This is a genomic window from Streptomyces sp. SPB162 (assembly GCF_029504575.1).
GTDB lineage: Bacteria > Actinomycetota > Actinomycetes > Streptomycetales > Streptomycetaceae > Actinacidiphila.
In genome coordinates this window covers 1,163,924-1,189,325 of record NZ_JAQFII010000001.1, presented here as the reverse complement: position 1 = coordinate 1,189,325, position 25,402 = coordinate 1,163,924, and the positions used below count along the sequence as shown (strand labels likewise).

Genomic DNA, 25,402 nt, shown 5'->3' with positions numbered 1-25,402 from the left:
GTCGCAAGGCGGAGGGGCGGCCACGTACCGGGTTACGTGGACGAGCCCCGACAACCGGTGAAGCCTTTCCGGCCAGAGCACTAGCCCGCGGGAGGCGGACCCGTGCTCGCGCGGGCCATGAGGCGTGGCAGGTCGTCCTGGATCTCCTCGGCGGGGTTCCCGTCGAGGAGGCTGAGCAGCTGCTCAGCCGCGTGGCGGCCGAAGCTGCCGGTGTCGCGGACGAGCGCGGTCAGCGCGGGGTGCGCGCTGCGGCAGAGCACGGAGTCGTCCCAGGCCACGACGGACAGATCGCCGGGTACCGAGAGGCCGCGCTCGTTGGCGACGGCGAGGCCGGCCACGGCCAGCACGTCGTTGTCGTAGACGATCGCGGTCGGCGGCCGGGGCTGGGCCAGGGCGCGGCGGGTGGCCTCGGCTCCCTCGGTGTCCGAGTAGTCGGTGCTGATCGAGTGGACGTCGGGCAGCCCGCGGCGGGCGGCCTCCGCCCGCAGCGAGCGGATCCGGCGCTGGGTGTGGGCGAGGTGCGGCAGACCGGCGATGTGCAGGATCCTGCGGTGCCCGAGCCCGTGCAGATGGTCGACGATCGAGGCCATGGCGCCCGCGTCGTCGGCCCACACGGTGGAGATGCCGCAGTGCCCGGGCGCGCCCGGCGCGAGCGCGCCGATGACGACGGCGGGCAGGCCGAGTTCGTCGAGCAGCGCGGGCCGGGGGTCGTCGAGCCGGGGGTCGACGACGAGCAGCCCGTCGACCCGGCGCTCGGCCCACCAGCGGCGGTAGATCGCGCACTCCTCTCCGAGGTCCTCCACGACCTGGAAGAGCAGTCCGAGGTGGCGTCGCGCCAGCACCACCTGGATGCCCGAGACGAGTTGCAGGAAGAACGACTCGACGCCGAGCGTGTGCGCGGGCCGGGCCAGTACCAGGCCGACGGTGGCGGCGCCCTCGCCGGACAGCGCGCGGGCGGCGGTGCTGGGGCGCCAGCCCAGCTGTTCCGCGACCCGGCGGACCCGGTCGCGGGTCGCGGGGGAGACACCGGGCCGGTCGTTGAGCGCGAAGGACACGGCGCTCTCGGAGACGCCCGCGCGCTGCGCGATGTCCTTCATCGTCGGTCGGCGGGCCGGAGTGCGGCGCACGGGATCCATGGCTGGATTATGTCCTACTCCGGGACGCGGAGTGCGTCCGTCTACTAATGCGCTTGAGTCCAATGGAACTAAAGCGCATTAGTTTTGATTAGCAAAACTGCTCTCACCTGCACATATGCCAGATGTCGTGAATTCATCGGGAGTTAACCGTTGACGATGCTCCCGACGCGGGTGCAGCCTTACCCCGCCGCCTCACCCACACCCTCCTGGCCCGAGCGAAGGAGCTTGTCAGCCATGCCCGTAACCGGTGGAAGAACCCGCAGAACAGCTGTCGTCGTCCTGCCCCTGCTGCTGTCCGCGCTGACGCTGACCGCCTGCGGCTCCGGCGGGGACGACGCCGGCAGCAGTGCCGACGGCAAGATCGAGGGCGACATCAGCTTCCAGACCTGGAACCTGCGGGCGAACTACAAGGACTACTTCGAGGGCCTGGCCGCGGAGTTCGAGAAGCAGAACCCCGGCGTCCACGTGAAGTGGCTCGACCAGCCCGCCGAGAACTACGCGGACAAGCTCAGCGCGGACGCCGCCGGCGGCACGCTCCCCGACGTCGTCAACGTCTCGCCCGACCTGTCGTACCCGCTGGCCAAGGCGGGCATGATCATGAGTCTGGACAAGGAGCCCGTGGCCGCCAGGTTCAAGGCCGACTACACGCCCGAGGCGTGGAAGGGCAATGAACTGCCGGGCCTCGAAGGCTCGTACGCCTTCCCCTGGTACCTCAACACCGGCCCGCTGTTCTACAACAAGACGCTGTTCCGGCAGGCCGGCCTCGACCCCGCCAAGCCGCCGAAGACCTACGACGAGCTCTTCACGGCCGCCAACGCCATCGCGGTGAAGTCCGGCGGGAAGACCGCCACCCTCGCAGGCACGCCGTCCATCGAGGACTTCGGCCGCTACGGCGTCCCGCTGATGAACGCGGACGCGACCAAGTTCACGTACAACGACGCCAAGGGCACCGAGCTGCTCACCAAGTACCTGGAGCTGTTCAAGAACGGCGGTCTGGACTCGCAGGCGCTGACCAGCGGCCCTGACGCCGTCGGGCAGAAGTTCCTGCAGCAGAAGGTCGCGATGAATCCGGGCAGCGCGCACGACCTGGGCACCTTCAAGCAGAACGCGCCGGAGCTGTACAAGAACCTCGGCATCACGGACGCGCCCAACAACACCGGCCACCCCAACATGTACGTGATGGGCATGGCGGTGAACAGCCACAGCAAGCACAAGGCCGCGGCCATCGCCTTCGCGCACTTCATCACCGACAAGCAGAACCAGGAGTCCTTCGCGCACAAGGTCGCGATCTTCCCGAGCACCGCGGGCTCGCTGGACCAGCCCTACTGGACCACGGACGACGGCACCGACGAGGGCCGTGTCCGGGTCGCCTCCGCGCGGCTGCTCAAGGGCGCGGTGAACTACACGCCCGTCGTGATGACCGACGAGATGAAGACCATCCTCAAGAACGAGGTGGCGAAGGCGCTGCAGGGCAAGAAGTCGCCGCAGCAGGCTCTGGACGCCGCGGTCGCCCAGAGCGACAAGCTGCTGAAGCAGAGCTGAGCGGGCGGATCCGACATGAGTGCAAGGACCCACCGGGCCGCCAGCCCCTGGCTGTTCCTGCTGCCCGGCCTGGTGATCATCGCCGCGTTCAGCCTCTACCCGTTCATCAGCACCGTCGGCACGGCCTTCACCGACGCCCGCACCCTGACCCCCGGCCACTGGGTGGGGCTGCGGAACTTCCAGGACATGCTGGACGACGAGCAGTTCTGGACCGGGCTGCGCAACAGCACGCTCTATGTGCTGCTCGTGGTGCCGTGCACCGTGCTGCTGCCGCTCCTGCTGGCCCTGCTCGTGCAGAAGCAGGTCCCCGGCATCGCGTTCTTCCGCTCCTCCTTCTACACCCCGGTCGTCGCGTCGGTCGTCGTGGTCGCGCTGATCTGGGTGTGGATGCTGGACGACCGCGGGCTGGTCAACGGGATCCTCGGGTACTTCGGGACCGGCCCGGTGGAGTTCCTCGGCGACCAGTGGTTGCTGCTGTTCAGCGCGATGGCGCTGACGGTCTGGAAGGGCCTCGGCTACTACATGATCATTTACCTGGCGGCGCTGGCCAACGTGCCGAAGGAACTGCACGAGGCGGCCGCCGTGGACGGTGCCGGGGCGTTCCGGCGCTTCGTCAGCATCACCGTCCCGGCGATGCGCTCCACGATGGTGCTGGTCGGCGCGCTGTCGTCGGTGGCGGCCTTCAAGGTCTTCACCGAGGTCTACCTGATGGCCGGCCCCACCGGCGGGCCGGCCGGTGAGGACACCACCATCGTCATGCTCGTCCAGCGGGTCGGCACCGGGCTGTCGGGGCGCACCGGCTACGCCTCGGCGCTCTCCGTGGTGATCTTCGTGGTCACCCTCGGACTGATGCTGCTGGTGCTGCGCGCCGACCGCAAGGACGGTGAGTGACATGGGCGGCCGTATGTCCCGTTGGCAGCTGGTCCTGCGCTACGCCCTGCTGCTCACCGTCCTGGCCGTCACGATCGGCCCGTTCCTGTGGCAGTTGAGCACCTCGCTCAAGGGCCCGACCGAGGACATGTACAGCTACCCGCCGAAGCTGCTCCCCGAGCACCCGACGCTGGACAACTACTCGGGTGTCGCGGACATCATCCCGGTCTGGGAGTACGCCTGGAACTCCCTCAAGGTCGCGGCGGCGAGCGTCGTCACCAACTGCGTGGGCTCCGCCCTGGCCGGCTACGCGCTCGCCCGGCTGCGCTTCCGCGGCCGTAAGCTCGCGACCACCGCCTTCGTCATGGCGCTGCTGGTGCCGTTCGAGTCCATCTTCATCGCGCAGTTCACCACCCTGCGCGACCTGCAGCTGAACAACACCCTGATCGCCGTTGTACTGCCCGGCTGCATCGGCGCGATGAACGTGCTGCTGATGCGGAACGCGTTCAGCCACCTCCCCTACGAGATCGAGGAGGCCGCCGTCATCGACGGCGCCAACGTCTGGCAGCGCTTCACCCGGATCGCGTTGCCCTCCGTCAAGGGCACGCTGGCGGTGGTGGCGATCTTCTCCTTCATGGGCGCCTGGGACGACTTCCTCTGGCCGCTGATCGTGCTGTCCGACCCGGACAAGTACACGCTGACCGTCGGGCTGAACTTCCTGCACGGGACGTTCGCCGACAACCCCAGGCTCGTCGCCGCCGGGACCATCATCGCCGTAGCCCCGCTCATCGTCATGTTCGCCTGCCTGCAGCGGTACTTCTTCCGCGGCGTGGGCGAAGGCGCCGTCAAGGGCTGAGCCTCCCGCTCCCCCTCCCCGCACTGAGGACACCGCACCGGATGAACACCATGCGCTTCGGCGTCAACTACACGCCCACGCGCGGCTGGTTCCACCACTGGCTCGACTTCGACCTCGACGAGGTCCGTGCCGACCTGGACTCCATCGCCGCCCTCGGCCTCGACCACATCCGGGTGTTCCCGCTCTGGCCGGTCTTCCAGCCGAACCGCACCCTGATCAGGCCGCGTGCCGTCGAGCAGCTCGTCCAGCTGGTCGACGCGGCGGCCGAGCGCGGGCTCGACACCGCGGTGGACGGCCTCCAGGGCCACCTGTCCAGCTTCGACTTCCTCCCCTCCTGGACCTCCACCTGGCACCGCCGGAACCTCTTCACCGACCCCGACGTCATCGACGGCGAGGCCGCGTACCTGCGCACCCTCGCGACCGCGCTCGCCGACCGGCCCGGCTTCCTGGGCATGACCATCGGCAACGAGATCAACCAGTTCTCCTCGGGCCCGCACCCCGACCCCGACCGGATCACCCCCGGCCAGGCCGAGTCCTGGCTGCGGCGGGTGCTGGGAGCGTGCGAGGAGGGCGCGCCCGGCAAGTTCCATCTGCACGCGTCCTACGACGCCGCCTGGTACCAGGACGACCACCCCTTCACCCCCGGCCACTCCGCCCTGCTGGGCGCCGCGACCGCCGTCCACTCCTGGGTGTTCAACGGCACCGCGCAGCGCCACGGACGTACCGGCACCGCCACCGAGCAGCACGCCGCCTACCTGATCGAGCTGTCGAAGGCCTGGGCCGCCGACCCGCACCGGCCGGTGTGGCTGCAGGAAGTGGGGGCGCCCGCCCCGCACATCCCCGCCGAACACGCCGCGGAGTTCACCGAGGCCACCATCGCCGCCGCCCTGGACTGCCCGGACGTGTGGGGCATCACGTGGTGGTGCTCCCACGACGTGGACCGCGCGCTCGCGGACTTCCCCGAGTTGGAGTACAGCTTGGGACTGCTCACCACCGACCGCGCGGTCAAGCCCGCCGGCGCCGCCGTCGCCCGCGCCGTCGAGCGGTGGCGCGGGCGCGAACACCGCCCGGCGCCGCGCACCACCGCGCTGGTGGTGGACGCGGGCGACCGCGTGAGCGCGCCGGCCCGGTCCGTGTGCGCGCCCGGCGGGGTCTTCTTCGAGGCGTGGGCGCGACTGGCCGCCGACGGGGTGCGGCCCACCGCCGTACTCGCCGAACTGGTGGGCGACGCGGCCCATCTGGCGGCCCGCGGCATCACCGAGGTCCTCACCGTCGACCAGGTCGGCCTTCCCGGCGGAGCACACCGATGACCGGCCACCGCGGCCGCGCCGCTACCGCTCGCCCGCTCCGCGGCGTACAGATGGAGAGGCCATGACCCGGTCGTCCGCCGCCTCCACCCCGCCGTCCGCCGCCGTCACCCGGATCTAGGAGACCCTCATGCACAGCAACCGAACCGTCACCGAGGACCGGCTCAAGCGGGTCCTCGACGAACGCATCCGCCCCGCCGTCCACCCGCAGTCGGTGCCGCTGGACATCGGCATCTGGAACGCCCCCGGCGAGCCCGTCCCGGTGGCCGAGGGCCTGGCCGCGCCCCGCACCCCCATCGAGACCGGTGAGCCCTGGGGTCCGCCGTGGGGCACCAGCTGGATCACCGTGACCGGCGTCGTGCCGGACGAATGGGCCGGGCGGACCGTCGAGGCGCTGCTGGACCTCGGCTTCGACGAGAACATGCCCGGCTTCCAGTGCGAGGGCCTGGTCTACCGGTCCGACGGCTCACCGGTGAAGGGGCTCAACCCGCGCAACCAGTGGATCCGGATCGGGGCCCCCGTCGCCGGCGGCGAGCGGGTGGAACTGCACATCGAGGCCTCGTCGAACCCGGTCCTGCTCGACTACCACCCCTTCCTGCCCACCGACCTCGGTGACAAGGAGACCGCGGGCGGCGAGCCGCAGTACAAGCTCGCCCGGATGGACCTCGCGGTTTTCGACGAGACGGTGTGGGAGCTGGTGCAGGACCTGGAGGTGCTCGGCGGTCTGATGGCGGAGCTGTCCACCGACTCACCGCGCCGCTGGGAGATCCTGCGCGCGGTGGAACGGTCGCTGGACGCCGTGGACCTGCAGGACGTCGGCGGGTCGGCCGCCACCGCCCGCGAGCTGCTGGCCGGGGTGCTGGCCGCGCCCGCGCACCGCTCCGCGCACCGCATCAGCGCGGTGGGCCACGCGCACATCGACTCCGCCTGGCTCTGGCCGCTGCGCGAGACCGTCCGCAAGGTCGCGCGCACCACCTCCAACATGACGGCCCTGCTGGAGGAGAACCCGGAGTTCGTCTACGCCATGTCGCAGGCGCAGCAGTACGCCTGGATCAAGGAGCACCGGCCCGAGGTGTACGCCCGGGTCAAGAAGGCCGTCGCGGACGGGCGGTTCGTGCCGGTGGGCGGCATGTGGGTGGAGTCCGACACCAACATGCCGGGATCCGAGGCGCTGGCGCGGCAGTTCGTGCACGGCAAGCGGTTCTTCCTCGAGGAGTTCGGCATCGACACCGAGGAGGTGTGGCTGCCCGACACGTTCGGCTACTCGGCCGCGCTCCCGCAGATCGTCAAGCAGGCCGGTGCGAAGTGGTTCCTGACCCAGAAGATCTCCTGGAGCGAGACCAACAAGTTCCCGCACCACACCTTCTGGTGGGAGGGCCTGGACGGCACCCGGGTCTTCACCCACTTCCCGCCGATCGACACCTACAACGCCCAGCTGTCGGGCAAGGAGGTCGCCCACGCCGTCCGCAACTTCCAGGAGAAGGGCTCCGCGACCCGGTCGCTGGCCCCGACCGGCTGGGGCGACGGCGGTGGCGGCACCACCCGCGAGATGCTCGCGCACGGCAAGCGGCTGGCGGACCTGGAGGGCTCGGCGAAGGTCGTCTTCGAGAAGCCCGCGGCGTTCTTCGAGAAGGCCCACGCCGAGTACCCGGACGCCCCCGTCTGGGTGGGCGAGCTGTACCTCGAACTGCACCGCGCCACGCTCACCAGCCAGGCCCGCACGAAACAGGGCAACCGCCGCAGCGAACACCTGCTGCGCGAGGCCGAGCTGTGGGCCGCGACCGCGGCCGTTCGCACCGGCTTCCCCTACCCGTACGAGGAGCTGGACCGGATCTGGAAGACGGTACTGCTGCTGCAGTTCCACGACATCCTCCCCGGCTCGTCCATCGCCTGGGTGCACCGCGAGGCGGAGGCGAAGTACGCGGCCGTGGGCGCGGAGCTGGAACAGATCATCACCGACGCGCAGGTCGCCCTCGCGGGCAGCCCCGCCGACGGGACCTCCGTACTGTTCAACGCGGCGCCGCACGCCCGTTCCGGCGTCGCCGCGGGGGGCGCCGCCGTCGCGTCGCCGTACACCGGCGCGCCGGTCACCGCCACACCGCGCGAGGGCGGCGGGTTCGTCCTCGCCAACGGGCTGCTGCGGGTGGCGATCGACGCGCGCGGGCTCGTCGTCTCCGTCTACGACCTCGAAGCCGGCCGGGAGACGGTCGCCCCGGGCGCCGCCGCGAACCTCCTGCAGCTGCACCCCGACTTCCCCAACCGCTGGGACGCCTGGGACGTCGACACGTTCTACCGCAACACGGTCACCGACCTCACCGGCGTCGACACGCTGGAACTGGACGCTGTCGGCGGCGGTGTCGCGTCGGTCCGGGTGACCCGGAGCTTCGGCTCCTCGCGGGTGTCGCAAGTGCTGGCCCTGAGCGCGGGGGAGTGCCGACTCGACATCGCCACCGAGGTGGACTGGCACGAGACCGAGAAGTTCCTCAAGGCGGCGTTCCCGCTCGACCTGCACGCCGACCGCACGGCCGCCGAGACCCAGTTCGGCCACCTCTACCGCGCCACGCACACCAACACCAGTTGGGACGCGGCGAAGTTCGAGGCGTGCGCCCACCGGTTCGTGCATCTGGAGGAGCCGGGCTGGGGTGTCGCCGTCGTCAACGACTCGACGTACGGCTACGACGTGACCCGCACCGTACGGCCCGACGCGTTCACCTCGCTCACCGGCGGTACCACCACCACCGTCCGGCTCTCCCTGCTCCGCGCTCCGCGCTTCCCCGACCCGCACACCGACCAGGGCACGCACCGGTTCCGCTACGCGCTGGTCCCGGGCGCCTCGATCGGGGACGCGGTCCGGGAGGGCTACCGCATCAACCTTCCGGAACGGCGGGTTCCGGGCGACACGGCGGTGTCACCGCTGGTCTCCGTCGGCCAGGACGCGGTGGTCGTGACGGCGGTGAAGCTCGCCGATGACGGGAGCGGGGATGTGGTGGTGCGGCTGTACGAGTCGGCCGGCGGCCGGGCTCGGGCGCGACTGACGACGGGGTTCGCGCTGGGGTCGGTGACGGTGTGCGACCTGCTGGAGCGGCCGGTGGGTGGGGCGGTGTCCGGTGGGTCCGCCGGCGTCGAGTTGTCGCTGCGGCCGTTCGAGATCCGTACCCTGCGGTTGGCTCGGGGTGACGGCTGACCTCTGATCCGGCTGGTGGGGGGCCGGACCCCCACCAGCGGACCCGGCTCCCTCACGGCACGACCTGTCCGCTGGTGCGGACGTATACGCATCCGCCGGCGCGACTCATCGGACGTTCGATGCCCGCAAGCGGCGGCTCACCTCGCCCAGGCCCTCCGCGATCGCGGCAAGCTGGTCGCGGGTGAGGACGTCGATCAGGAGCTCGCGGACCAGCTCGACGTGGCCGGGGGCGGTCTCGCGGACCTTGGTCCATCCCTCATCCGTGAGGCAGGCGACGACGCCGCGCACGTCGCCCGGGAAGGAGCGGCGGCGGACGAGGCCGGTCTTCTCCAACTGCGTGACCTGGTAGGTCAGCCCGCTCTTGGAGGTGAGGAGGGCGTCGGCCAGCTCGGTCATCCGGAGTTCGCCGCAGGGGGCCGCGGAGAGCCGGGTGAGGATCTCGTACTGCGGGTGCGAGAGGTCGGCGTCGTCCTTGAGCTGTTGTTCCACCCGGCGGCCGAGCAGGCTGCTGGCCGCCAGGAAGCCCGTCCAGGCCGCCATCTCCTGCTCGTCGAGCCACCGTGTGTTGTCCATGGGGTCATCGTAGCGCTGTTGTTCAAATTCGAATTAGCCGATACGGTCGAGCTCGATGGTTTGAATTTGAACCACGTCCCGTCCCCCACTCCAGGAGATCCGCCCTATGCCGTCCCCCACCACCGAACTCACATCGCCCGCGATCCAGACGGCCGCCCCGGCGACCGCGGCGGCCACTCCACACGCGTATGACGCGGGGCTGCTCCTCCTCCGGCTCGCGGTAGGCCTCACCATGGCCGCGCACGGCAGCCAGAAGCTGTTCGGCTGGTTCGACGGTGGTGGCATCGACGGCACCGGTCAGTTCTTCACCATGAGCGGCTACCCGTCGGGCAAGGCGATGGCCGTGGTGGCCGGTCTCAGCGAGACCCTGGGCGGCCTCGGCCTGGCGGTCGGCCTGCTCACCCCGCTGGCGGGCGCCGCGGTGGTCGGCACCATGGTCAACGCGCTGGCCGTGAAGTGGGGCGGCGGCTTCTTTGCACCCAAGGGCGTCGAGTACGAACTGCTGCTGACCGCCGCGGCCGCCGCCCTGGCCCTGACCGGCCCCGGCCGACTCGCCGCCGACCGCTACCTCCCCGTCCTCCGCTCCCACCGCCTCGCCTACGGCGCATCGGCGGTCGCACTGGGCGTCGCCATAGCGGGTGTCATCCTCCTGCTGAGGAAATAGAACGCGCAGCCCGTGCCGACCTGCCGTGACGTGAGGGGGACGGGTCCGCAGGGGTGGGGTTTCGACAGGCCGCCGAGCTGTGTGTGGGCCGCTGGAGGCACCCCCGGCCGGAGGTTGGGGGATCGTGAACATACGATTTCGAAGCCCTGCCCCGGAGGGCCCGGCGCCCGCACCCCCAGCGGACCTGCGGATTACCCCGCTTCCGCCAGCCGCCGGTCGAGCGAAAGCACCGCGGCGCGAAACGCCCGCCCCAACCCCGGCCGCGACACCCGCATCAAAAAGCGCAGCGGCGCCGGCCCGTCCATCGCGAAGATCCATTGGACGAGGCTGCCGGCGCCCGTCGACTCGACGCGCCACTCCTCCACCAGGGCCCGCAGGCCGGGCACGTTGCACGTGTCGGCCCGGTACACGTAGCGCGACGGCGCTTCGTCGACCAGCACCGTCTCCTCGAAGCGCACACCGCCCGCCAGGGCGACGTCCCGGCCGACCGAGGTGCGGCGCGCGGACTTCACGGCGTGGAACCAGGCCGGCCAGGCCTCCGTGTCCACGGCCAGGGCGTGGTGGACCGCCTTGGGGGACGCCGTGATGGCGAGGGTGAAGACCAGGCGTACGGGCGCGGTGTCGAGGAAGTCCGGTTCGACGCGGCGCAGGGGGCGCGGGGAGCGCGGTCGGCGGGGCATGGGCGCACCCTACGTGACGCGTCGTCAGCTGTCTGCGGGGGAGGGGGAGTCCGCTTCGCCCGCGACGACCAGGTCCGACAGGTACTCGGAGATCTCCGCGCGCAGTACCTCGGGGATGCCCGCGTCCGTGACCAGGGTGTCCACGTCCTCCAGCGAGGCGAAGGAACTGAGCCCCACCGTGCCCCACTTGGTGTGGTCGGCGATCACCACGACCCGGCGGGCCGAGCGTACGAACTGCCGGTTGGTCTCCGCCTCCGCGAGGTTCGGGGTCGACAGGCCGGCCTCGACCGAGATCCCGTGCACGCCCAGGAACAGCATGTCGAAGTGGAGCGAGCCGATCGCCCGGTCCGCGACCGGTCCCACCAGGGAGTCGGACGGGGTCCGTACCCCGCCGGTCAGCACCACCGTCGCCGCGCCGTCCCGGCTCTGCGCGCCCGGGCGCCGCTGCGCGGTGTGGAAGACGTCGGCGACGCGCACGGAGTTGGTCACCACGGTCAGGTCCGGCACGTCGAGGAGTCGATGGGCCAGGGAGTACGTCGTCGTACCGCCCGACAGGGCGATCGCGCTGCCCGGTGTCACCAGCTCGGCGGCGGCCCGCGCGATGGCCTCCTTCGCGCCCAGTTCCAGGCCGGATTTCGCCTCGAAGCCCGGCTCGTGGCTGCTCGCCTCGACCACCGGGACCGCGCCGCCGTGCACCTTCTCCACGACACCCTGCCGGGCCAGCGCGTCCAGGTCGCGGCGGACCGTCATGTCCGAGACATTGAGCTTGCGGGTGAGTTCGTTGACCCGTACGCCGCCGCGCCGCCTGACCTCGTCGAGGATCAGGGCACGTCGCTGCTCGGCGAGGAGATTCTGGTTGTCGCTCACCCGTGGCCTGTCTCTCGTTTCATGCGTCCCGTCGAACGCCATCGAACCACGGTCATCCTTCCATGCGGGGGGGTATCAGGGCGTGCGGGGGGTGATCGGGACTCCGGCGCGCGTCCTTGTCACCATTTCGGGGCACATTCCGTACGGGGGACCGCGTCCGGCCGCCGCGCCGGCGATCCTGGGACTGCGCGACAGACGGGAAACGTGTGAACCGGCACCCTGGAACCGGGCCCGCGGACGCGTGGGCGCCGGCACTCGAACTGCTCGTCCACGGCGTGGGCGGCGCCACACCCGACGGAATGCTGGGCGATCCGCGCACGGCGCGGGTGGCCGGCGACGACACGGCGGGGCTCTACCGCCGCACGGTGGACGTCGACGCCGAACATTCCGAGGGTGACCGGGACACGCCGGTGCCCGAGGCCTACACCTGGTGCAATCTGACCTCGGGCAACGCCAGCCGCGCGCTGTGGCTGCTGCTGACGCCGTTCATGATCGTCAATCTCGCCCACTGGATGCGTCCACCGACCGACCGGCGCGGCCTGAACCGGACCTATGACGTGCTGGTGCGGCTCATCGCGCTCACCTTGACCCTGCTGCTGGTCGCCGCGGTCTGCGAGGTCTCCATGGACCTGGTCGGCTGGCAGTGCGCGGGCCGCGCCTCCTGCGTCCGCGGCAAGTACTGGCTCGGCTTCGCCGCCGCGCACCACGGCGGCTGGTGGGCCGAGCCGGGCCGCCGACTCGCTCTGGCGGCCCTGGTGCCGGGCCTGCTCACCGCACTGCTGTGGTGGCTCTCGCACCGCACCTGGTACGCCTACGAGTCCCAGCGCCCGGCCACCGACGACCGGCCCCGCGACGACGACGGTCCCGCGCTCGCGCTGCCCGGCTTCTGGTACGGCCGCCGGCTGGTCGCCCGGCTGCGCTCCGCGCACACCGCCGCCGGCCTCCTCACCGTCGCGACGGCGCTGCTGGTGCCCGCGCTGCTGCACGACCACGACCGGGGCACCCGCGCGCTCGGCGCCACCGGCTGGGCCCTCGGCGGGGCGATCGTCGCGCTGTCCGCCGTGGCGGTCCTGGAGACCTGCCGGGCCGGGCGCAGCGAGACGGAACCGGACGACGCCACGGACCACCGCACCGCCCGGCTGCTGCTGTGCGGCGGCCCGGCCGTGCTGATTGCCGTCGCCGTCTACGCCGGCTGGCACCGTGCCGGCTGGGTCTCCACCGGCCGGTTACCGGCCGACGCCACCTTCATCGCCTTCACCCTCGTCCAGGGGGCCCTGATCGCCGCCCTGGCCGTGACGGCCGCGTTGATGCACCGCGCGGCACACCCGGCCCCGGACGCCCTCAAAATCCCGGCGCAGTCCGCGGCGGCGCCGCACTTCGGCGGCCGCGCCGGGCAGGCGGTGCTGCGCGGCCTCGGCGGACCGGCGGTCGCGCTGCTCGCCTGCGCCCTGGGCGGGGTACTGACCGGTGGCGTCTCCCAGCGGATAGCGGACTGGCTGGACCGGGGCGCGGCGCCGGGTCGGGACGGCGGGCCGCCGGCGCTGCTGACGTGGCAGGCGTCGATCATCCCGGTGCTGCTGGTCGTGCTGGTGGGTGTGGTGGCCGGTGCGGCGTGGCGGCTGTGGCGGGAGCGGCTGGCGGTCGGCGAGGAGATGGCCACGCTGTATCCGGGGGAGGCCGGGCAGCCGGCCAGGACCCGGCAGATCGCCGGGGCGATCGCCCGGGCCGGGCTGACCGACTCCGTCGCGTCACTGGTCGCGCTGGTCTGCGGGGTCTCGTTCGTGCTCGGCGCGGGCGCCGTCGTCGGGGCGTGGATCGGCGGGTCGGGGCCGGGGGAGGCGGCCCGGGGGGCACTCCGGGACCGCTGCCGGACGTGGCGCGGGCCGCGCAGTCCTTGGGCTCCTGGCTGGTCGGCGCGGGGGTCGTCGCGCTGCTCGCGCTCGGGCGCCGCGCCTACCGGGACGCCTCGGCGCGCCGCACGGTCGGCATCCTGTGGGACGTGGGCACGTTCTGGCCGCGCGCCGCCCACCCGTTCGCGCCGCCCTGCTACGCCGAGCGCGCCGTACCCGACCTGACCTGGCGGATGTCCACCTGGACCGCCCGCACCGGCGGCCGGATCATCCTGTCGGGCCACTCGCAGGGCAGCGTGCTGGCGGCGGCGGCCGTCTGGCAGCTGGATCCGGCGACCCGGCGCAGGGTCGCCCTGCTCACCTACGGCTGCCCGCTGGAGCGGCTCTACGGGCGTTGGTTCCCCGCGCACTTCGGGCCGTCGCAGCTGTGCTCCCTGCACCGGGAGCTGAGCGCGTGGCGCAACCTGTGGCGGCGGACGGATCCGATCGGCGGCCCGGTGCGGGTCGGCGAGGGCACCGTGGTGGACCGCGGGCCGCTCAAGGACCCGGTCGCGTACGGCCGTACACCGCGGCACCCGCTGCCGGAGCCGGTGCTGGGCCACTCCTGCTTCCCGTCCGACCCGGCCTTCGCCGCCGAACGGGCCGCCCTGCTGCGCCGGCTGCCCGCCCCGGGACCGGCCGGCCTTCCGGCTCAGGGCAGTTCCGGCAGGTCCTCCGGGTAGAGCAGCTGCAGCTCGTCGTGGCTCGGCTCGGTGACGTGCGCGAGGCGTCCCGCGTGCCGTTCGACCATCGCCTCGAAGGTCTGCCGGGCGGTGCGCCCGTTGCCGAAACCCGGACCCCGGGGGAGGGCGTTGAAGTACTTGAGGATCGCGTCGCCCGCGTCCTCGCCGAGCTGGTACTCGTGCTCGATCGCCTGCGCCTCCACGATCCGCAGCAGTTCCTCGGACGTGTAGTCGCCGAAGGTGATGGTGCGGGAGAACCGGGACGCCACACCGGGGTTGGAGGCGAGGAAGCGCTCCATCTCGGCGGTGTACCCGGCGACGATGACCACCACCGCGTCGCGGTGGTCCTCCATGAGCTTCACCAGGGTGTCGATCGCCTCGCGCCCGAAGTCCCGCCCGGAGTCCTCGGGCGACAGCGCGTACGCCTCGTCGATGAACAGCACACCGCCACGCGCCCGGTCGAACGCCTCCTGGGTGCGGATCGCGGTCGAGCCGATGTGCTCGCCGACCAGGTCCACCCGGGCCACCTCGACCAGGTGGCCGCGCTGCAGCACACCCAGCGAGGCGAGGATCTCGCCGTACAGCCGTGCCACCGTGGTCTTGCCGGTGCCGGGGGAGCCCGTGAAGACCAGGTGCCTGCGCAGGGAGGGCGCCTTGAGACCGGCCTCCTGACGGCGGCGGCCGACGGCGATCAGGTCGATGAGGGTGCGCACCTCGCGCTTGACGCTGTCCAGGCCGACGAGCGCGTCGAGTTCGCCCAGTACGTCGTCCGAGGCCCGGACCACCGGCGCCGGCTCCGGGGGCTCGGCGGAACCCTGCGGCGGCACTCCGCCGAGCAGCCCGAAGGACTGGACGGCGACCGCGGCCACCGGCGCGCCGGTGGCCGCGGTCTGCTCCGCCGCCCGGTCGCTGGTGCAGTCCTCGGTGACGGGCCCCGGTTCCGCGAACTCGTAACCGCCGCGCTCGCAGCGCTCGGTGCGGCAGCGGGTCAGGGTGCTGCGGCAGCCGTCGATGACGTGGAAGCCGTAGCCGCGGCTGCCGGTGACCCGGCAGCCGGTGAAGGTGCCGCGGCCCTCGGCCGACACGTAGAACCCGGCCTCCGCGGGGTTGGTGACCGTGCAGCGGTCCAGCACCGGGTCGGCGCCCTTGGTGACGATGACGCCGGTGGCCGTGTCGTCGATGGTGACCTGGGCGAGGGTGCCGCCGCTGCCGTGGTCGCGGAACCAGGCGCCGGTGGCCGCCTCGCGGATCCGGCAGTCGTCGAGCTGGACGGTCGCGCCGTCGCTCACCGATACCGCGGTGTTGCGCACCTGGGCGAAGTCGCTGTCCACGACATCCGCCCGGGAGCCCCGGTCGAGGACGAACAGGGCGTCGGGCACGTCGTGCACCCGGCAGGAGTCCAGCACGGCGGTCGCGCCGTCGCTCACCCAGACCGCGGGGTAGTCGCCCGTGCTGTCGTGTATCTCGCACTGGTTGGCGTCCACCCGGGTGCCCGGGTCCCACACCGACAGGCCGTTGCGGCCGAAGCGGCGCACGGCGGAGCGGGTGAGGGTGAGGACGGAACGGGCCCGCAGGTCGATCGCGTTCTCGGGGATGTCGTGGATGTCGCAGTCGGACAGGGTGAGCACCGCGTCGGTGTCGAGCGTGATGCCGTCGCCCGTGGTGCGGTGCACCTGGCAGTCCGTGAAGTGCCCGGTGGCGCGCGAGGCTACCTGTACGCCGGTGCCCTTGATCTCGTAGACCTCGCAGCCGACGGCCTCGGCGGAGCTGCCCTCGCCGGTGACGGCCAGGCCCGCGCCATTGCTGTGGTGGATGCGGCAGCGCTCGAACCGGGGCGAGGCGCCCCCGCGCACCGAGACGCCCGACTGGCCCGCGCAGACCACCTCGCAGTCCTCGAACAGCCCGCCCGCCGACTCCAGGACGCTGATCCCCAGGCCCGCCGGATTGTCCACGGTGCACTGCCGGACGGTGGGGCGCGCGCTGTCGCGCACCTCTATCCCGACGGCGGACCTGGTCGCGACCCGCAGGCCCGTCAGTTCCGGCGCGCAGCCCTCGATGAGCAGCGCGGCCGCCGAGGTGTCCTGCCCCTCGACCGTCAGGTCCTGTACGAGCGCCGCCGCGCGCAACGTCAGCGCCACGCCGGCCACCGGGGCGATCCGCACCGAGCCCAGACCTTCCGCGGCGCGCAGGGTGACGGCCCGGGTCACGACGAGGTTCTCCCGGTAGGTGCCCGGCGCGATCGACAGGACGTCGCCGTCGCCGGCCGCTTCCAGGGCGGCGGCCAGGGTTTCGTACTCTCCCGAACGGCGGCGCCACCGCGAGCTGCTCGTGCTGGTCACCTGCACCACGCCATGTGCCATCGGGCTGCCCTGCCCCCACCTCTTGCGTATCGCCACCGGGGGATCCACCGTAGCGTGCGCGGGGCGCCCTCCATGACGAGTCACGGTCAGCCGCCGGCGCCCGCCCGTCCCCAATCCTGCCCGACGCGGGTCCATTCACGCTCCCATTCGAGCAGCCGCCGGCGCATCAGGCGCCGGAGGAGCAACTGCCGTACGGCCAGCAGTGAAGCGCCCGCCAGGGCCGCTCCGCCGATCCCGGCCAGGGCCGCGTGCGCCCTGGCGGTGGCGCGGTCCAGCGGTGGATCCACCGGCCGGCCGCCGCGATCGATCCAGATGCGCAGGCGGCCGTCCACCCTCTCCTGGTTCTCGACGCGGACGGTGCCGCTGCGCGCCGAGCCGTCCGGCGCGTTCCAGGTGAGCACGGCGGCCCGCCGCTGCCCCGCCGCCCGGCCCGCGTCGGCGTCCGTCCCCGCCGCCGGCCCGGACGCGGCGGTGGCCGGGGCGGCGGGGACCAGTGTCCGCTCCGCCAGTTGATGGCGCACGGTGCGCTGCAGGGCGCGGTTGGCGGTCTGGCCGGTGAACCAGCCGGCCGCGGGCACGGCGCAGACCATGAGGACCACGGCGAACAGGCTGATCCACGCCTCGACGAGGTCCGACGCCCGGCGCAGCGGATTGCGCCGCCACCGCCACCAAAGCACCCTGGAACCCAAGGAGCAGCACCCCTTTCGACCGTTCACGTCCATCGAACGGCACGGACCCGCGCGGGGCGGGCGGAGCCGTTCACGCGGTGGTCGCAGGAGCGATGCCCTGGCGCGTCACTCCAGGATGGTCAACGGGTCGCCGACCCGCAGGGTTCCGGGGTGCTCGGGGATCAGGTTCTGGCCGAAGATCGTCTTTCCGTCGATCCGGTGGTGCTTGGCCAGGCTGCGCATCGGTTCCCGGCCACGCTCGGCCGTCTCCTGGTCCGTGGTCGGTACGACACAGCGAGCGCAGCGCTTGGCGACCCGGAAGGTGACCTCGCCGATCCTGATCCGCCGCCAGTCGTCCTCGGCCCAGGCCTCGGTGCCGTCCACGACCGCGTTGGGGCGGAACCGGTTCATCGGCAGCGGTCCCTCGGAGGCGTGCGGGCCCTGCGCGACATGGGCGTTGAGGGTGTCGAGCGACGCGGTGGCGGTGAGCAGCAGCGGGAAGCCGTCGGCGAACGAGACCGTGTCGCCGGGGCGGGAGTGCTCCGGGTCGACGGGGCGGCAGACCGCCGGGTCGGGCATGTACACCAGGCGCGCCGGCACGCCGAGGTAGTCGCTGAACCACGTGGCGGCCGCGTCGTCCGCCGCCACGGCCTCGACCTTGTCGCTGAAGATCAGCACCGGTTCCGCCGGCCCGTGCCCGGGCGGGGCCACCCGCAGAGTCTCCCGGCCGGGCGCGGTGAACCGCAGCGCGCCGCCCCCCGACGGCTGCGCGGTCACCAGCGCCGTTCCCGCGTGCTGCCGCTGCGTGATGACGCGCCCGTCCTCGTCCACCAGCATCCATCTGCGGTCTCCGGCGAGCCCCCACGGCTCCACGTCCGCCGTTTCGTGGGCCAGGCCCCGAAGCGATTTGACCGGGTAGGTGTGCAAGGCGCTGAGCAGGGCGTTCATCGGCATACCGGCATCCTGCCAGGACCGGTCACGGCCCGGCCAGCCGGTATCGCGCGGGCTCAGCCCTGGTAGTAGCCCTGGTTCCCCTGGCCGAGCGGACGCCGCTGCTGGTACGGGTCCTCCACATAGCCGTTCGGCGTCTGGCGTGGCGCCGGCCGCTGCGGCTGGCGCGCGGAGTCGTAGCCGGGACCGCCCTGCGCGGGGGCCTGCTGCTGCGGCTGCTGCACCGGATAGCTGCCGGTGGAACCGGGGTTGTAACCGTTGGCCCCGGAGAAGCCGTTCGCCCCGTTGAAGCCGTTGTAGGAGCCGCTCGCGCGCCCACCGCCGGCCTGCTGCGGGATGTACGGCGCGGGAGTGTGCTGCACGGGCGCGGGCTGCGGCTGGTAACCGTTCGACGGGTAGCCGTTGGACATGCCCTGCGCGGCCGGGTACGGGGCGTACTGCGACGAACCGGACGGAAGCGCGGGGAGGGCGGCCGGCAGGGCCGGAAGGTTCCTGCCGGTCTCGTACGTCGGGTACGCGTACTCGGACGGCACCCTGATCGGGGCGATCTGGGGGGTGCCACGCTCAGCGACGAGGCTGTCGTAGATCGGCGTGTCCGGGAAGGACGGCGCTGCGTAGTAGCCGCCACCATAGGTGCCGCGGGGGGAGCTCATGGCACTTAAGTTAAGCCCACGATGTGCTGGTTGGGGAGACCGATTAGTAGGTTGTTTTGTGTGCTGTGAGTGACGGTCGTCCCTCAATGCGAGCGAATCGATGAAAATCGGTCATCATTGAGCGCGAGATCGTGTAAAAGCCATGCCCGCGGGGCGTTACCGGCGGTCGCCCCGCCCGTCGCGGCGCAGTGTATGTCCGACGGTCAGGGGTCCGGGCTACGGTGGACGGCACCGTGTGCAAAAGGGGAGAGCATGACGATGCGCAAGGGCACGAACGTGCCGGTGTCCGTGCCGACCGTCCGCGTGGAGCTGGGATGGCGTACGGGGCCCGGTGTCCCGGACGTGGACGCCTCCGCCCTGCTGCTGGCGGGGGGCAAGGTCAGGTCCGACGCCGACTTCGTCTTCTACAACCAGCCGGCGCACGCGTCCGGTGCGGTACGCCATGAGGGCAAGCGCACCGCGGGGGACGCCGTGACGGACGCACTGTCCGTCGATCTCGGTGGGGTGGAACCGGCCATCGAGACCATCGTGCTCGCCGCCTCCAGCGATGGAGGAACGTTCGGGCAGGTCCCCGGACTGCACATCCGCCTCAGCGACCCGGCGAGCGGCGCGGAACTGGCCCGCTTCGACAGCACCGACGCGTCCGTGGAGACGGCGTTCGTGCTCGGCGAGCTCTACCGCCGCCAGGGCGGCTGGAAGTTCCGCGCGGTCGGGCAGGGCTACGACAGCGGACTCGGCGGCCTCGCCACGGACTTCGGGATCTCGGTCGACGAGCCGACCGCCGCTCCCGCGCCGACTCCCGCCCCGCAGACCTACCAGCCGCCGCCCCCCGCCCCGCAGACCTACCAGCCGCCGCCCCCGGCACCGCAGACCTACCAGCCCCCGCAGACCTACCAGCCCCCGCCCCCGGCACCGCAGACCTACCAGCCCCCGCAGCAGCCGTACCAGCCGCCGCCCCCGGCGCCGCAGCCGTACCAGGCACCCCCGCCTCCGCCGCAGCAGTACCAGCCCCCGCAGCAGCCGTACCAGGCGCCGCCCGTGCCGGCCGCTTCTCCGGTCGCGCCGCAGCCCGTGCGGCTCACGAAGGTGACGCTGACGAAGGAGGCGCCGTCGGTCTCCCTCACCAAGCAGGGCGGCACCTCCGGCGCGATGCGGGTGAACCTGAGCTGGCAGGTGCACAAGCAGTTCAAGGGTTGGGGGCGCAAGAGCGGGAAGCCGTCGGCGTTCCACTCCGACCTCGACCTCGACCTGTGCGCCCTGTTCGAACTCGCCGACGGCAGCAAGGGCGTGATCCAGGCGCTCGGCAACGCGTTCGGATCCCTCCACCAGCCGCCGTACCTCCACCTGGACGGCGACGACAGGACCGGCGGATCCGAGTCCGGTGAGAACCTCACCATCAACCTGGACCACAAGCAGGCGTTCCGCAGGATCCTCATCTTCGTGACGATCTACGAAGGCGCGCGGAGCTTCGCCGGGCTGCACGCGACCGTCACCCTGCAGCCGCTGAACGGCGCCCCGATCGACTTCTCGCTCGACGAGTGCACCGTGCCGTCGAACGTCTGCGCCCTCGCGCTGATCACCAACCAGGGCGGTGACCTGGTGGTGCAGCGCGAGGCGCGCTACCTGGTGCCGCAGCGCGGCGTGAGCCCGCAGCGCACGGTCGACTACGCCTACGGATGGGGCATGAACTGGACGCCCGGCCGTAAGTGACCCGGAGCGTGCCGAACCGGCCATAACGGCCGCGCCGACGTGCCACAGTGGCGCACCGGAGCGGTGGATTCCGGCATGGGAGAAGGTCCCGCCGCGCTCCGTGCCGAGTCACGAGGGGTGAGGCCGTGCGTGTCGCCATGCTGTCAGGACCGGACGGGCCAGGGTGGCCGGACGCATGGCAGCGGGCCGCCGCCACGGTCGCCGACGTCGTCGAGCTGGCCGTCGTCGGGTCGTTGAGTGCGCTACCGCTGCCGGGACTGCCGTTCGCAGGGCGCGACCCGCGGTGGCCCCGTCGGTACGAGATCGAGGCCGCGCACCGGGAGCGGAGCCGTCCGGCGGCCGGATCCACCGGGCAGCGGAGCACCGCGGGCCGCGTCGAAGCCGTCCTGCGGTTCGCGGGCGCGGAGGGCGGCGCGATCGACGTCCTGCACGCCCACACCCCGGGCGCGGTCGGTCAGCTTCCGTGGTTGTCCAAGGCCGCCGGCATCCCGTACGTCCTGTCGGAGCACGACCGCCGCTGGCTCGGGCACCCGTCGCGGCCGCTGCCGGGACTGCTCGACCGGCGGCGGGCGGCCCGGCTGTACCGCGAGGCGGCCGCGGTCCTGCCCGTCAGCGACGCCCTGCTCGCCCGGATCGGTGAACTCGGGCTCCCCGGCCGCCATCTGCTCGTGCCGCACCCGGTGGACGCCGACGCGCTGCCGGACGTGCCCGCCCGGGTGCGCATCAGCCAGGACCCGGTCCGCATCGTGGCCGCGGGACCGCTCGTCGGGAACGAGGGGTGGGACGTCCTGGTCGACGCCTTCGCCGAAGCGCTCGACCAGGACGCGCGGTTACGGCTGCGGATCATCGGTGACGGACCGGGGAGCGGCGCCGTCCACGAACACATCCAGCGCTCCGGGGCCGGCGGAGCCGCCGTCCTCGCCGGTGGGCTCGGCCGTGCGGAGATCCTCCACGCCCTCGCGCACGCCGACCTCTTCGCGGACCCGCGGCACGTCAGCGGCTTCGGCACGACGGCGCTCGACGCGCTGTGCTGCGGCACCCCGGTCGTCGCCGCGCGGACCGGCGCGCTGCCCGAACTCGTCGGTGGCGACGGCGGCATCCTCGTCCCGCCCTCCGACCCCCGGGCGCTGGCCCGCGCGCTGGTCGAGGCCGCCGCCGAACTGCCGCTGCGGCAGCCGTGGGCGCTCGCGGCCAGGACCCGGCGGCACTTCGGACCGCAGGCCGTCGGCGCGCGGCTGGCCACCGTCTACACCGAGGCGTCGGGGCGCGCGTAGGTCCTGCCCTTCCACGCCGCGCCCCGGCCGCGGTAGTGCTGCACCGCGGAATCGACGGTCATCAGCAGGTACAGCGCGGCGGTGAAGGGAAGCAGCGGCGCGAGCCGGAGCGGCTGCCGGTAGTAGCGCAGCATCGGCAGGTACGTCGCCGCCATCACCGCCCACGCGGCCGCGCCCAGGGCGCACAGCCCGGGGGCGCCCGCCGCCGCCCCGGCCAGCGCAGCCAGCGGCGGCACCAGGTAGACCAGGGCGAGCCCGGCGACGGTCCCCGCGAGGACCGCCGGGTTGTGCCGCAACTGCGCGTAGGCGCTGCGCGAGACCATCCGCCACAGCTCACCCAGGTCCGGGTAAGGACGCACGCTGTGCACCCGGTCGGCGAGCCCGAGCCAGATCCGGCCGCCGCCGCCCTTCACCGCACGGGCCAGCGCCACGTCGTCGATCACCGCGTGCCGGATCGACTCCGGGACGCGGGCCGCCTCGACGGCCGAGCGGCGGATGAGCACGCAGCCCCCGGCGGCGGCGGCCGTCCGGCCCCCCGGACGGTTGATCCGGCGGAACGGATAGAGCTGCGCGAAGAAGTACACGAACGCCGGGACGATCAGCCGTTCCCAGCCCGTCTCCACGCGCAGCCGGGCCATCAGCGACACCATGTCCAGGTCCGCCTCCCACGCCGCCGCGACCAGCGCGCGCAGCGAGTCCGGCTCGTGGGCGATGTCCGCGTCCGTGAGCAGCAGGTACTCGGCGCGCGTGCGCTCGGTGGCCAGCGCGATGCCGTGCCGTACGCCCCACAGCTTCCCGGTCCAGCCGGCCGGCAGCTCACCGGGCGAGGCCACCGTCAGCGGCAGCCCGCCGTGCAGGGCGGCGAGCGAGCGGGCGGCGTCACCGGTCCCGTCCGAGCTCCCGTCGTCGATCAGGAAGACCTCGGCCCGGCCCGGGTACTCCTGCGCCAGCAGCGAGGGCAGGCTCAGCGGCAGCACGGCCGCCTCGTCGCGGGCCGGCACGACGACGGCCACCGTCGGCCAGGCTCGCGGTTCGGCCCCGGATCCCGGCAGCCGGACGTCCGTCCGCCAGAAGAACCCCTGCGCCAGCAGCAGCCACACCCACACCGGCAGCGACACCCCGGCGACCCACGTCAGCACCGTCACCCGCCGCAGTCTGCCGCAACGCCGCCCCATCGCGGCGTGTCACGACACGACCCGGGGCCGCGGGCGTCGTCGCATAAGGTGACAGAGTGAAGATCGCGCTGCTGGACTCCGGAATCGGCCTCCTGGCGGCGGCCGCCGCGCTGCGTCGGCTGCGGCCCGACGCGGACCTCGTCCTGTCCTCGGATCCCGAGGGGATGCCGTGGGGCCGCACCGCGGACAACGTGACGGCGCGCGCGCTGGCCTGCGCGCGAGCGGCCGCCGAAACCCGCCCCGACGCGCTGATCGTCGCGTGCAACACCGCCTCCGTGCACGCGCTGGCCGCGCTGCGGGCGGAGCTGGAACCGGGCGTGCCGGTGATCGGGACGGTACCCGCGGTCAAGCCCGCCGCCGCGGGCGGCGGAGTGGTGGCCATCTGGGCCACGCCCGCGACCACCGGCAGCGCCTACCAGCGCCGGCTGATCGAGGAGTTCGGCGGCGGCGCGGCGGTGACGGAAGTGCCGTGTCCCGGCCTGGCGGGAAGCGGTGCAGCACGCGGACGACGCGGCGATCGACGCGGCCATCGCGGCCGCGGCGGCCCTGACGCCGCGCGCCGTGCGCGCCGTGGTCCTGGGCTGTACGCACTACGAGCTGGTGGGCGAACGGATCCGCGCCGCCGTCCAGCGGTCCGGAGGACCGGCCGTCACCCTGCTCGGATCGGCGGAGGCGGTCGCCGCCCAGGCCCTGCGCAGGATCGGCGCGGTCGCCGATCCGGCGGCCGATCCGTCCGGCGGACTGACGGTGATCCTCAGCGGTCAGCGGGCCGCGCTTCCCGCGTCCGCGCTGGCCTACGCGGAGGGCGTCGCCCTCGGCGCGACCGCGTCCGCCTGAGCCCATCCGGCCACGTTCATCCGCACGGCTCACGAGGCTGCCGATCCGCCGGTGGCTGAGTAGGCTGCGAAACATGACGGAAGCGCCGCAGGGAGATGCACCCGCGTCCCAGATCTGGCCCCAGGTCTGGACAGGACACGCCCGCAACCGCATGCAGTGGCTGCCGGCGGCGGCCGGCGCGGCCTGCTTGGCGCTCGGCATCGAGCTGGCGGTGGCCGGCCCCTACACCTCAGGTCAGGCCGCCCTGATCATGTCGGTGGTGGGCTGCGTGGCCGTCGGACTGCTGGTGCTCTTCGGCACGGTCGCGTTCACCCACGTGCGCGTGACGGTGGACGGCGAAGGCCTCTACGTACGCTGCGGCCACATCGGAGTGCCCCGTCGCCGCATCCCCCTCGACCAGGTCACCTCCGCCGACCTCGAACCCCACATCAGCCCCCGCGCCTGGGGCGGCTGGGGCTACCGTTGGCGCCCTGAAAGGGGCACCGCGGTCATCGTGCGCCGCGGCCCGGGAGTGGTGCTGGTACTGGGCACCGGGCACGTCTTCACCTTCACGGTGGACGACGCGGAGGGCGCCGTGCAGGCGATCCGGCAATGGGTGAAGTCCGGCATGCAACCGGTCAGGTCCGACCCGGCCTAGTCCGGCAGCGGCCCGGGCCGCCGCAAGCCCCGCCACGATCCCCGCCGCCGCTGTCACGACGGCGTAGCTCAGCACGTGGTCCACGGTCGCCAGCATGGCGAGGCCCGTCAGGGCGGCTCCCGCCGTCAGGACGACCGGTGTGCCGCGCGGCGAGCGCCAGAGCGTGCACAGGACCCAGGCGAACGCCGCCCCCAGCAGCGCGAGGCCCGGCAGGCCCTGTTCCGAGACGACCTGGAAGACGGCCGACTGCGGAGTGGGCGGCCCTTCGGAGGCCGTCTGCGCGCCCGCGCTCTCCACCCGGAAGCGGTCGGGACCGACACCGCGTACCGGATGGTCCTCGGCCATCCCCACCGCGTCGTGCCACAGCTCGACCCGGGGTGCCGTCAGCTGTCCGGCGAGGGAGGCCGACAGGCCGGACGGCAGGGTGTCGGTCGCCACCGCGTACGTCCCGCCGACCGCGATCGCGGTCGCCAGCGCGAAGCCCACCAGGGCGAGCAGCCGCCGCCGCATGTGCGAGGCGGCCAGTGAGCACAGCAGTACGCCGACGGACGCGGCGAACCCGGCCGTCGAACCGATGGCCAGCGCCAGCGCCCCCGCTCCGGCCCCGAGGGCGCGCAGCGTCAGCCGTAGCGACGGGGACGGCGAGCCCCAGGCGGCGCAGCAGGCGGCGCCGGTGGCCAGGACCAGCAGCGCGGCGTCGGCGTTCGGATAGCCCAGCGGCGGCGTGTCGACGGCCCCGGACAGCCGGCCGGGCATCACCAGGGACGCGACGACGATGGCGAGCGCCATGCCCGCCGGGGCGGCGACGGGCAGCAGGGCTCCGGCGATCCGGCCGGTCGCGTAGCCGGCGGTCACCGCGAGCAGTGCCAGCAGCAGACCCTCGGGG

The 25,402-nt window shown here is 72.8% G+C and carries 18 protein-coding genes and 3 pseudogenes; 11 read left to right on the top strand and 10 right to left on the bottom strand.

The genetic code is table 11. The features are described 5' to 3' along the window. Window positions 1-80: 80 nt before the first annotated feature. Window positions 81-1,136, bottom strand: coding sequence for a LacI family DNA-binding transcriptional regulator (locus M2266_RS05465; RefSeq protein ID WP_277437103.1), 1,056 nt, complete (start codon window positions 1,134-1,136; stop codon window positions 81-83). Between the two features lie 234 nt (window positions 1,137-1,370). On the opposite strand from M2266_RS05465, the gene M2266_RS05460 reads away from it, so the two are divergent. From M2266_RS05460 to M2266_RS05440, 5 genes are all read left to right on the top strand, one after another. Beyond that, window positions 1,371-2,678: an extracellular solute-binding protein gene (locus M2266_RS05460; RefSeq protein ID WP_277437102.1), complete on the top strand. Its 1,308-nt coding sequence runs from the start codon at window positions 1,371-1,373 to the stop codon at window positions 2,676-2,678. Between the two features lie 15 nt (window positions 2,679-2,693). Then, on the top strand, window positions 2,694-3,569 hold the full coding sequence (locus M2266_RS05455; RefSeq protein ID WP_277437101.1) for a sugar ABC transporter permease: 876 nt from the start codon (window positions 2,694-2,696) through the stop codon (window positions 3,567-3,569). Window position 3,570: 1 nt separating this feature from the next. Beyond that, window positions 3,571-4,404, top strand: coding sequence for a carbohydrate ABC transporter permease (locus M2266_RS05450; protein WP_346780871.1), 834 nt, complete (start codon window positions 3,571-3,573; stop codon window positions 4,402-4,404). A 41-nt stretch (window positions 4,405-4,445) separates the two neighbouring features. After that, complete coding sequence (locus M2266_RS05445; RefSeq protein WP_277437099.1) at window positions 4,446-5,714, top strand: glycosyl hydrolase; 1,269 nt, start codon at window positions 4,446-4,448, stop codon at window positions 5,712-5,714. Window positions 5,715-5,841: 127 nt separating this feature from the next. Next, window positions 5,842-8,895 carry a glycoside hydrolase family 38 C-terminal domain-containing protein gene (locus M2266_RS05440; RefSeq protein ID WP_277437098.1) on the top strand — a complete coding sequence of 1,018 codons (3,054 nt, stop codon included), beginning with the start codon at window positions 5,842-5,844 and terminating at the stop codon, window positions 8,893-8,895. Window positions 8,896-9,000: 105 nt separating this feature from the next. Here M2266_RS05440 and M2266_RS05435 read toward each other — a convergent pair whose 3' ends face one another. Continuing rightward, a complete protein-coding gene (locus M2266_RS05435) occupies window positions 9,001-9,468 on the bottom strand; it encodes a MarR family transcriptional regulator (RefSeq protein ID WP_277437097.1) in 468 nt (155 codons plus the stop codon). Window positions 9,469-9,574: 106 nt separating this feature from the next. Between M2266_RS05435 and M2266_RS05430 the strand changes: the two genes are divergently transcribed. After that, a complete protein-coding gene (locus M2266_RS05430) occupies window positions 9,575-10,132 on the top strand; it encodes a DoxX family protein (RefSeq protein ID WP_277437096.1) in 558 nt (185 codons plus the stop codon). A 191-nt stretch (window positions 10,133-10,323) separates the two neighbouring features. Here the strand turns inward: M2266_RS05430 and M2266_RS05425 are convergent, their stop codons facing one another. Together M2266_RS05425 and M2266_RS05420 are read right to left on the bottom strand one after the other, a co-directional pair. Then, window positions 10,324-10,812, bottom strand: coding sequence for an SRPBCC family protein (locus tag M2266_RS05425; RefSeq protein ID WP_277437095.1), 489 nt, complete (start codon window positions 10,810-10,812; stop codon window positions 10,324-10,326). 24 nt (window positions 10,813-10,836) lie between these two features. Then, window positions 10,837-11,679, bottom strand: a complete 843-nt coding sequence (locus tag M2266_RS05420; protein WP_277437094.1) for a DeoR/GlpR family DNA-binding transcription regulator — start codon at window positions 11,677-11,679, stop codon at window positions 10,837-10,839. A gap of 206 nt (window positions 11,680-11,885) precedes the next feature. Here M2266_RS05420 and M2266_RS05415 point away from each other — a divergent pair. Continuing rightward, a pseudogene (locus tag M2266_RS05415) lies at window positions 11,886-14,251 on the top strand (hypothetical protein). Here M2266_RS05415 and M2266_RS05410 read toward each other — a convergent pair. From M2266_RS05410 to M2266_RS05395, 4 genes are all read right to left on the bottom strand, one after another. Beyond that, a complete protein-coding gene (locus M2266_RS05410) occupies window positions 14,221-16,611 on the bottom strand; it encodes a right-handed parallel beta-helix repeat-containing protein (RefSeq protein WP_277437093.1) in 2,391 nt (796 codons plus the stop codon). The pseudogene M2266_RS05415 and the gene M2266_RS05410 sit on opposite strands and share 31 nt — an antisense overlap. Before the next feature lie 86 nt (window positions 16,612-16,697). Then, complete coding sequence (locus M2266_RS05405; RefSeq protein ID WP_277437092.1) at window positions 16,698-17,300, bottom strand: hypothetical protein; 603 nt, start codon at window positions 17,298-17,300, stop codon at window positions 16,698-16,700. A gap of 105 nt (window positions 17,301-17,405) precedes the next feature. After that, window positions 17,406-18,233: an MOSC N-terminal beta barrel domain-containing protein gene (locus tag M2266_RS05400; protein ID WP_277437091.1), complete on the bottom strand. Its 828-nt coding sequence runs from the start codon at window positions 18,231-18,233 to the stop codon at window positions 17,406-17,408. A gap of 53 nt (window positions 18,234-18,286) precedes the next feature. Continuing rightward, complete coding sequence (locus M2266_RS05395; RefSeq protein WP_277437090.1) at window positions 18,287-18,883, bottom strand: DUF6643 family protein; 597 nt, start codon at window positions 18,881-18,883, stop codon at window positions 18,287-18,289. 258 nt (window positions 18,884-19,141) lie between these two features. Between M2266_RS05395 and M2266_RS05390 the strand changes: the two genes are divergently transcribed. Further along, complete coding sequence (locus tag M2266_RS05390) at window positions 19,142-20,593, top strand: TerD family protein (protein ID WP_277441075.1); 1,452 nt, start codon at window positions 19,142-19,144, stop codon at window positions 20,591-20,593. 125 nt (window positions 20,594-20,718) lie between these two features. Continuing rightward, window positions 20,719-21,867 carry a glycosyltransferase gene (locus M2266_RS05385; RefSeq protein ID WP_277437089.1) on the top strand — a complete coding sequence of 383 codons (1,149 nt, stop codon included), beginning with the start codon at window positions 20,719-20,721 and terminating at the stop codon, window positions 21,865-21,867. On the opposite strand, the gene M2266_RS05380 is transcribed toward M2266_RS05385, so the two are convergent. Further along, entirely contained in the window at window positions 21,840-23,012 is a 1,173-nt protein-coding gene (locus M2266_RS05380; protein ID WP_277437088.1) for a glycosyltransferase, read from the bottom strand. The genes M2266_RS05385 and M2266_RS05380 overlap by 28 nt on opposite strands. Before the next feature lie 86 nt (window positions 23,013-23,098). Here M2266_RS05380 and M2266_RS05375 point away from each other — a divergent pair. Both M2266_RS05375 and M2266_RS05370 read left to right on the top strand, forming a co-directional pair. After that, window positions 23,099-23,879 (top strand): annotated as a pseudogene (locus tag M2266_RS05375) (aspartate/glutamate racemase family protein). Window positions 23,880-23,952: 73 nt separating this feature from the next. Beyond that, window positions 23,953-24,516, top strand: a complete 564-nt coding sequence (locus M2266_RS05370) for a hypothetical protein (RefSeq protein ID WP_277441074.1) — start codon at window positions 23,953-23,955, stop codon at window positions 24,514-24,516. A gap of 204 nt (window positions 24,517-24,720) precedes the next feature. On the opposite strand, the pseudogene M2266_RS05365 reads toward M2266_RS05370, so the two are convergent. Next, window positions 24,721-25,272 (bottom strand): annotated as a pseudogene (locus M2266_RS05365) (O-antigen ligase family protein); the annotation flags it as partial. Window positions 25,273-25,402: the final 130 nt, after the last annotated feature.

Excerpts from the sequence above, each read along its gene's own strand:
- M2266_RS05455 (WP_277437101.1), top strand. The coding sequence starts at position 2,694 with ATGAGTGCAAGGACCCACCGGGCCGCCAGCCCCTGGCTGTTCCTGCTG.
- M2266_RS05445 (WP_277437099.1), top strand. The coding sequence starts at position 4,446 with ATGAACACCATGCGCTTCGGCGTCAACTACACGCCCACGCGCGGCTGG.
- M2266_RS05430 (WP_277437096.1), top strand. The coding sequence starts at position 9,575 with ATGCCGTCCCCCACCACCGAACTCACATCGCCCGCGATCCAGACGGCC.
- M2266_RS05460 (WP_277437102.1), top strand. The coding sequence starts at position 1,371 with ATGCCCGTAACCGGTGGAAGAACCCGCAGAACAGCTGTCGTCGTCCTG.
- M2266_RS05410 (WP_277437093.1), bottom strand. The coding sequence starts at position 16,611 with ATGGCACATGGCGTGGTGCAGGTGACCAGCACGAGCAGCTCGCGGTGG.
- M2266_RS05425 (WP_277437095.1), bottom strand. The coding sequence starts at position 10,812 with ATGCCCCGCCGACCGCGCTCCCCGCGCCCCCTGCGCCGCGTCGAACCG.
- M2266_RS05400 (WP_277437091.1), bottom strand. The coding sequence starts at position 18,233 with ATGCCGATGAACGCCCTGCTCAGCGCCTTGCACACCTACCCGGTCAAA.
- M2266_RS05390 (WP_277441075.1), top strand. The coding sequence starts at position 19,142 with ATGCGCAAGGGCACGAACGTGCCGGTGTCCGTGCCGACCGTCCGCGTG.
- M2266_RS05395 (WP_277437090.1), bottom strand. The coding sequence starts at position 18,883 with ATGAGCTCCCCCCGCGGCACCTATGGTGGCGGCTACTACGCAGCGCCG.
- M2266_RS05465 (WP_277437103.1), bottom strand. The coding sequence starts at position 1,136 with ATGGATCCCGTGCGCCGCACTCCGGCCCGCCGACCGACGATGAAGGAC.
- M2266_RS05435 (WP_277437097.1), bottom strand. The coding sequence starts at position 9,468 with ATGGACAACACACGGTGGCTCGACGAGCAGGAGATGGCGGCCTGGACG.
- M2266_RS05450 (WP_346780871.1), top strand. The coding sequence starts at position 3,571 with ATGGGCGGCCGTATGTCCCGTTGGCAGCTGGTCCTGCGCTACGCCCTG.
- M2266_RS05440 (WP_277437098.1), top strand. The coding sequence starts at position 5,842 with ATGCACAGCAACCGAACCGTCACCGAGGACCGGCTCAAGCGGGTCCTC.
- M2266_RS05370 (WP_277441074.1), top strand. The coding sequence starts at position 23,953 with ATGACGGAAGCGCCGCAGGGAGATGCACCCGCGTCCCAGATCTGGCCC.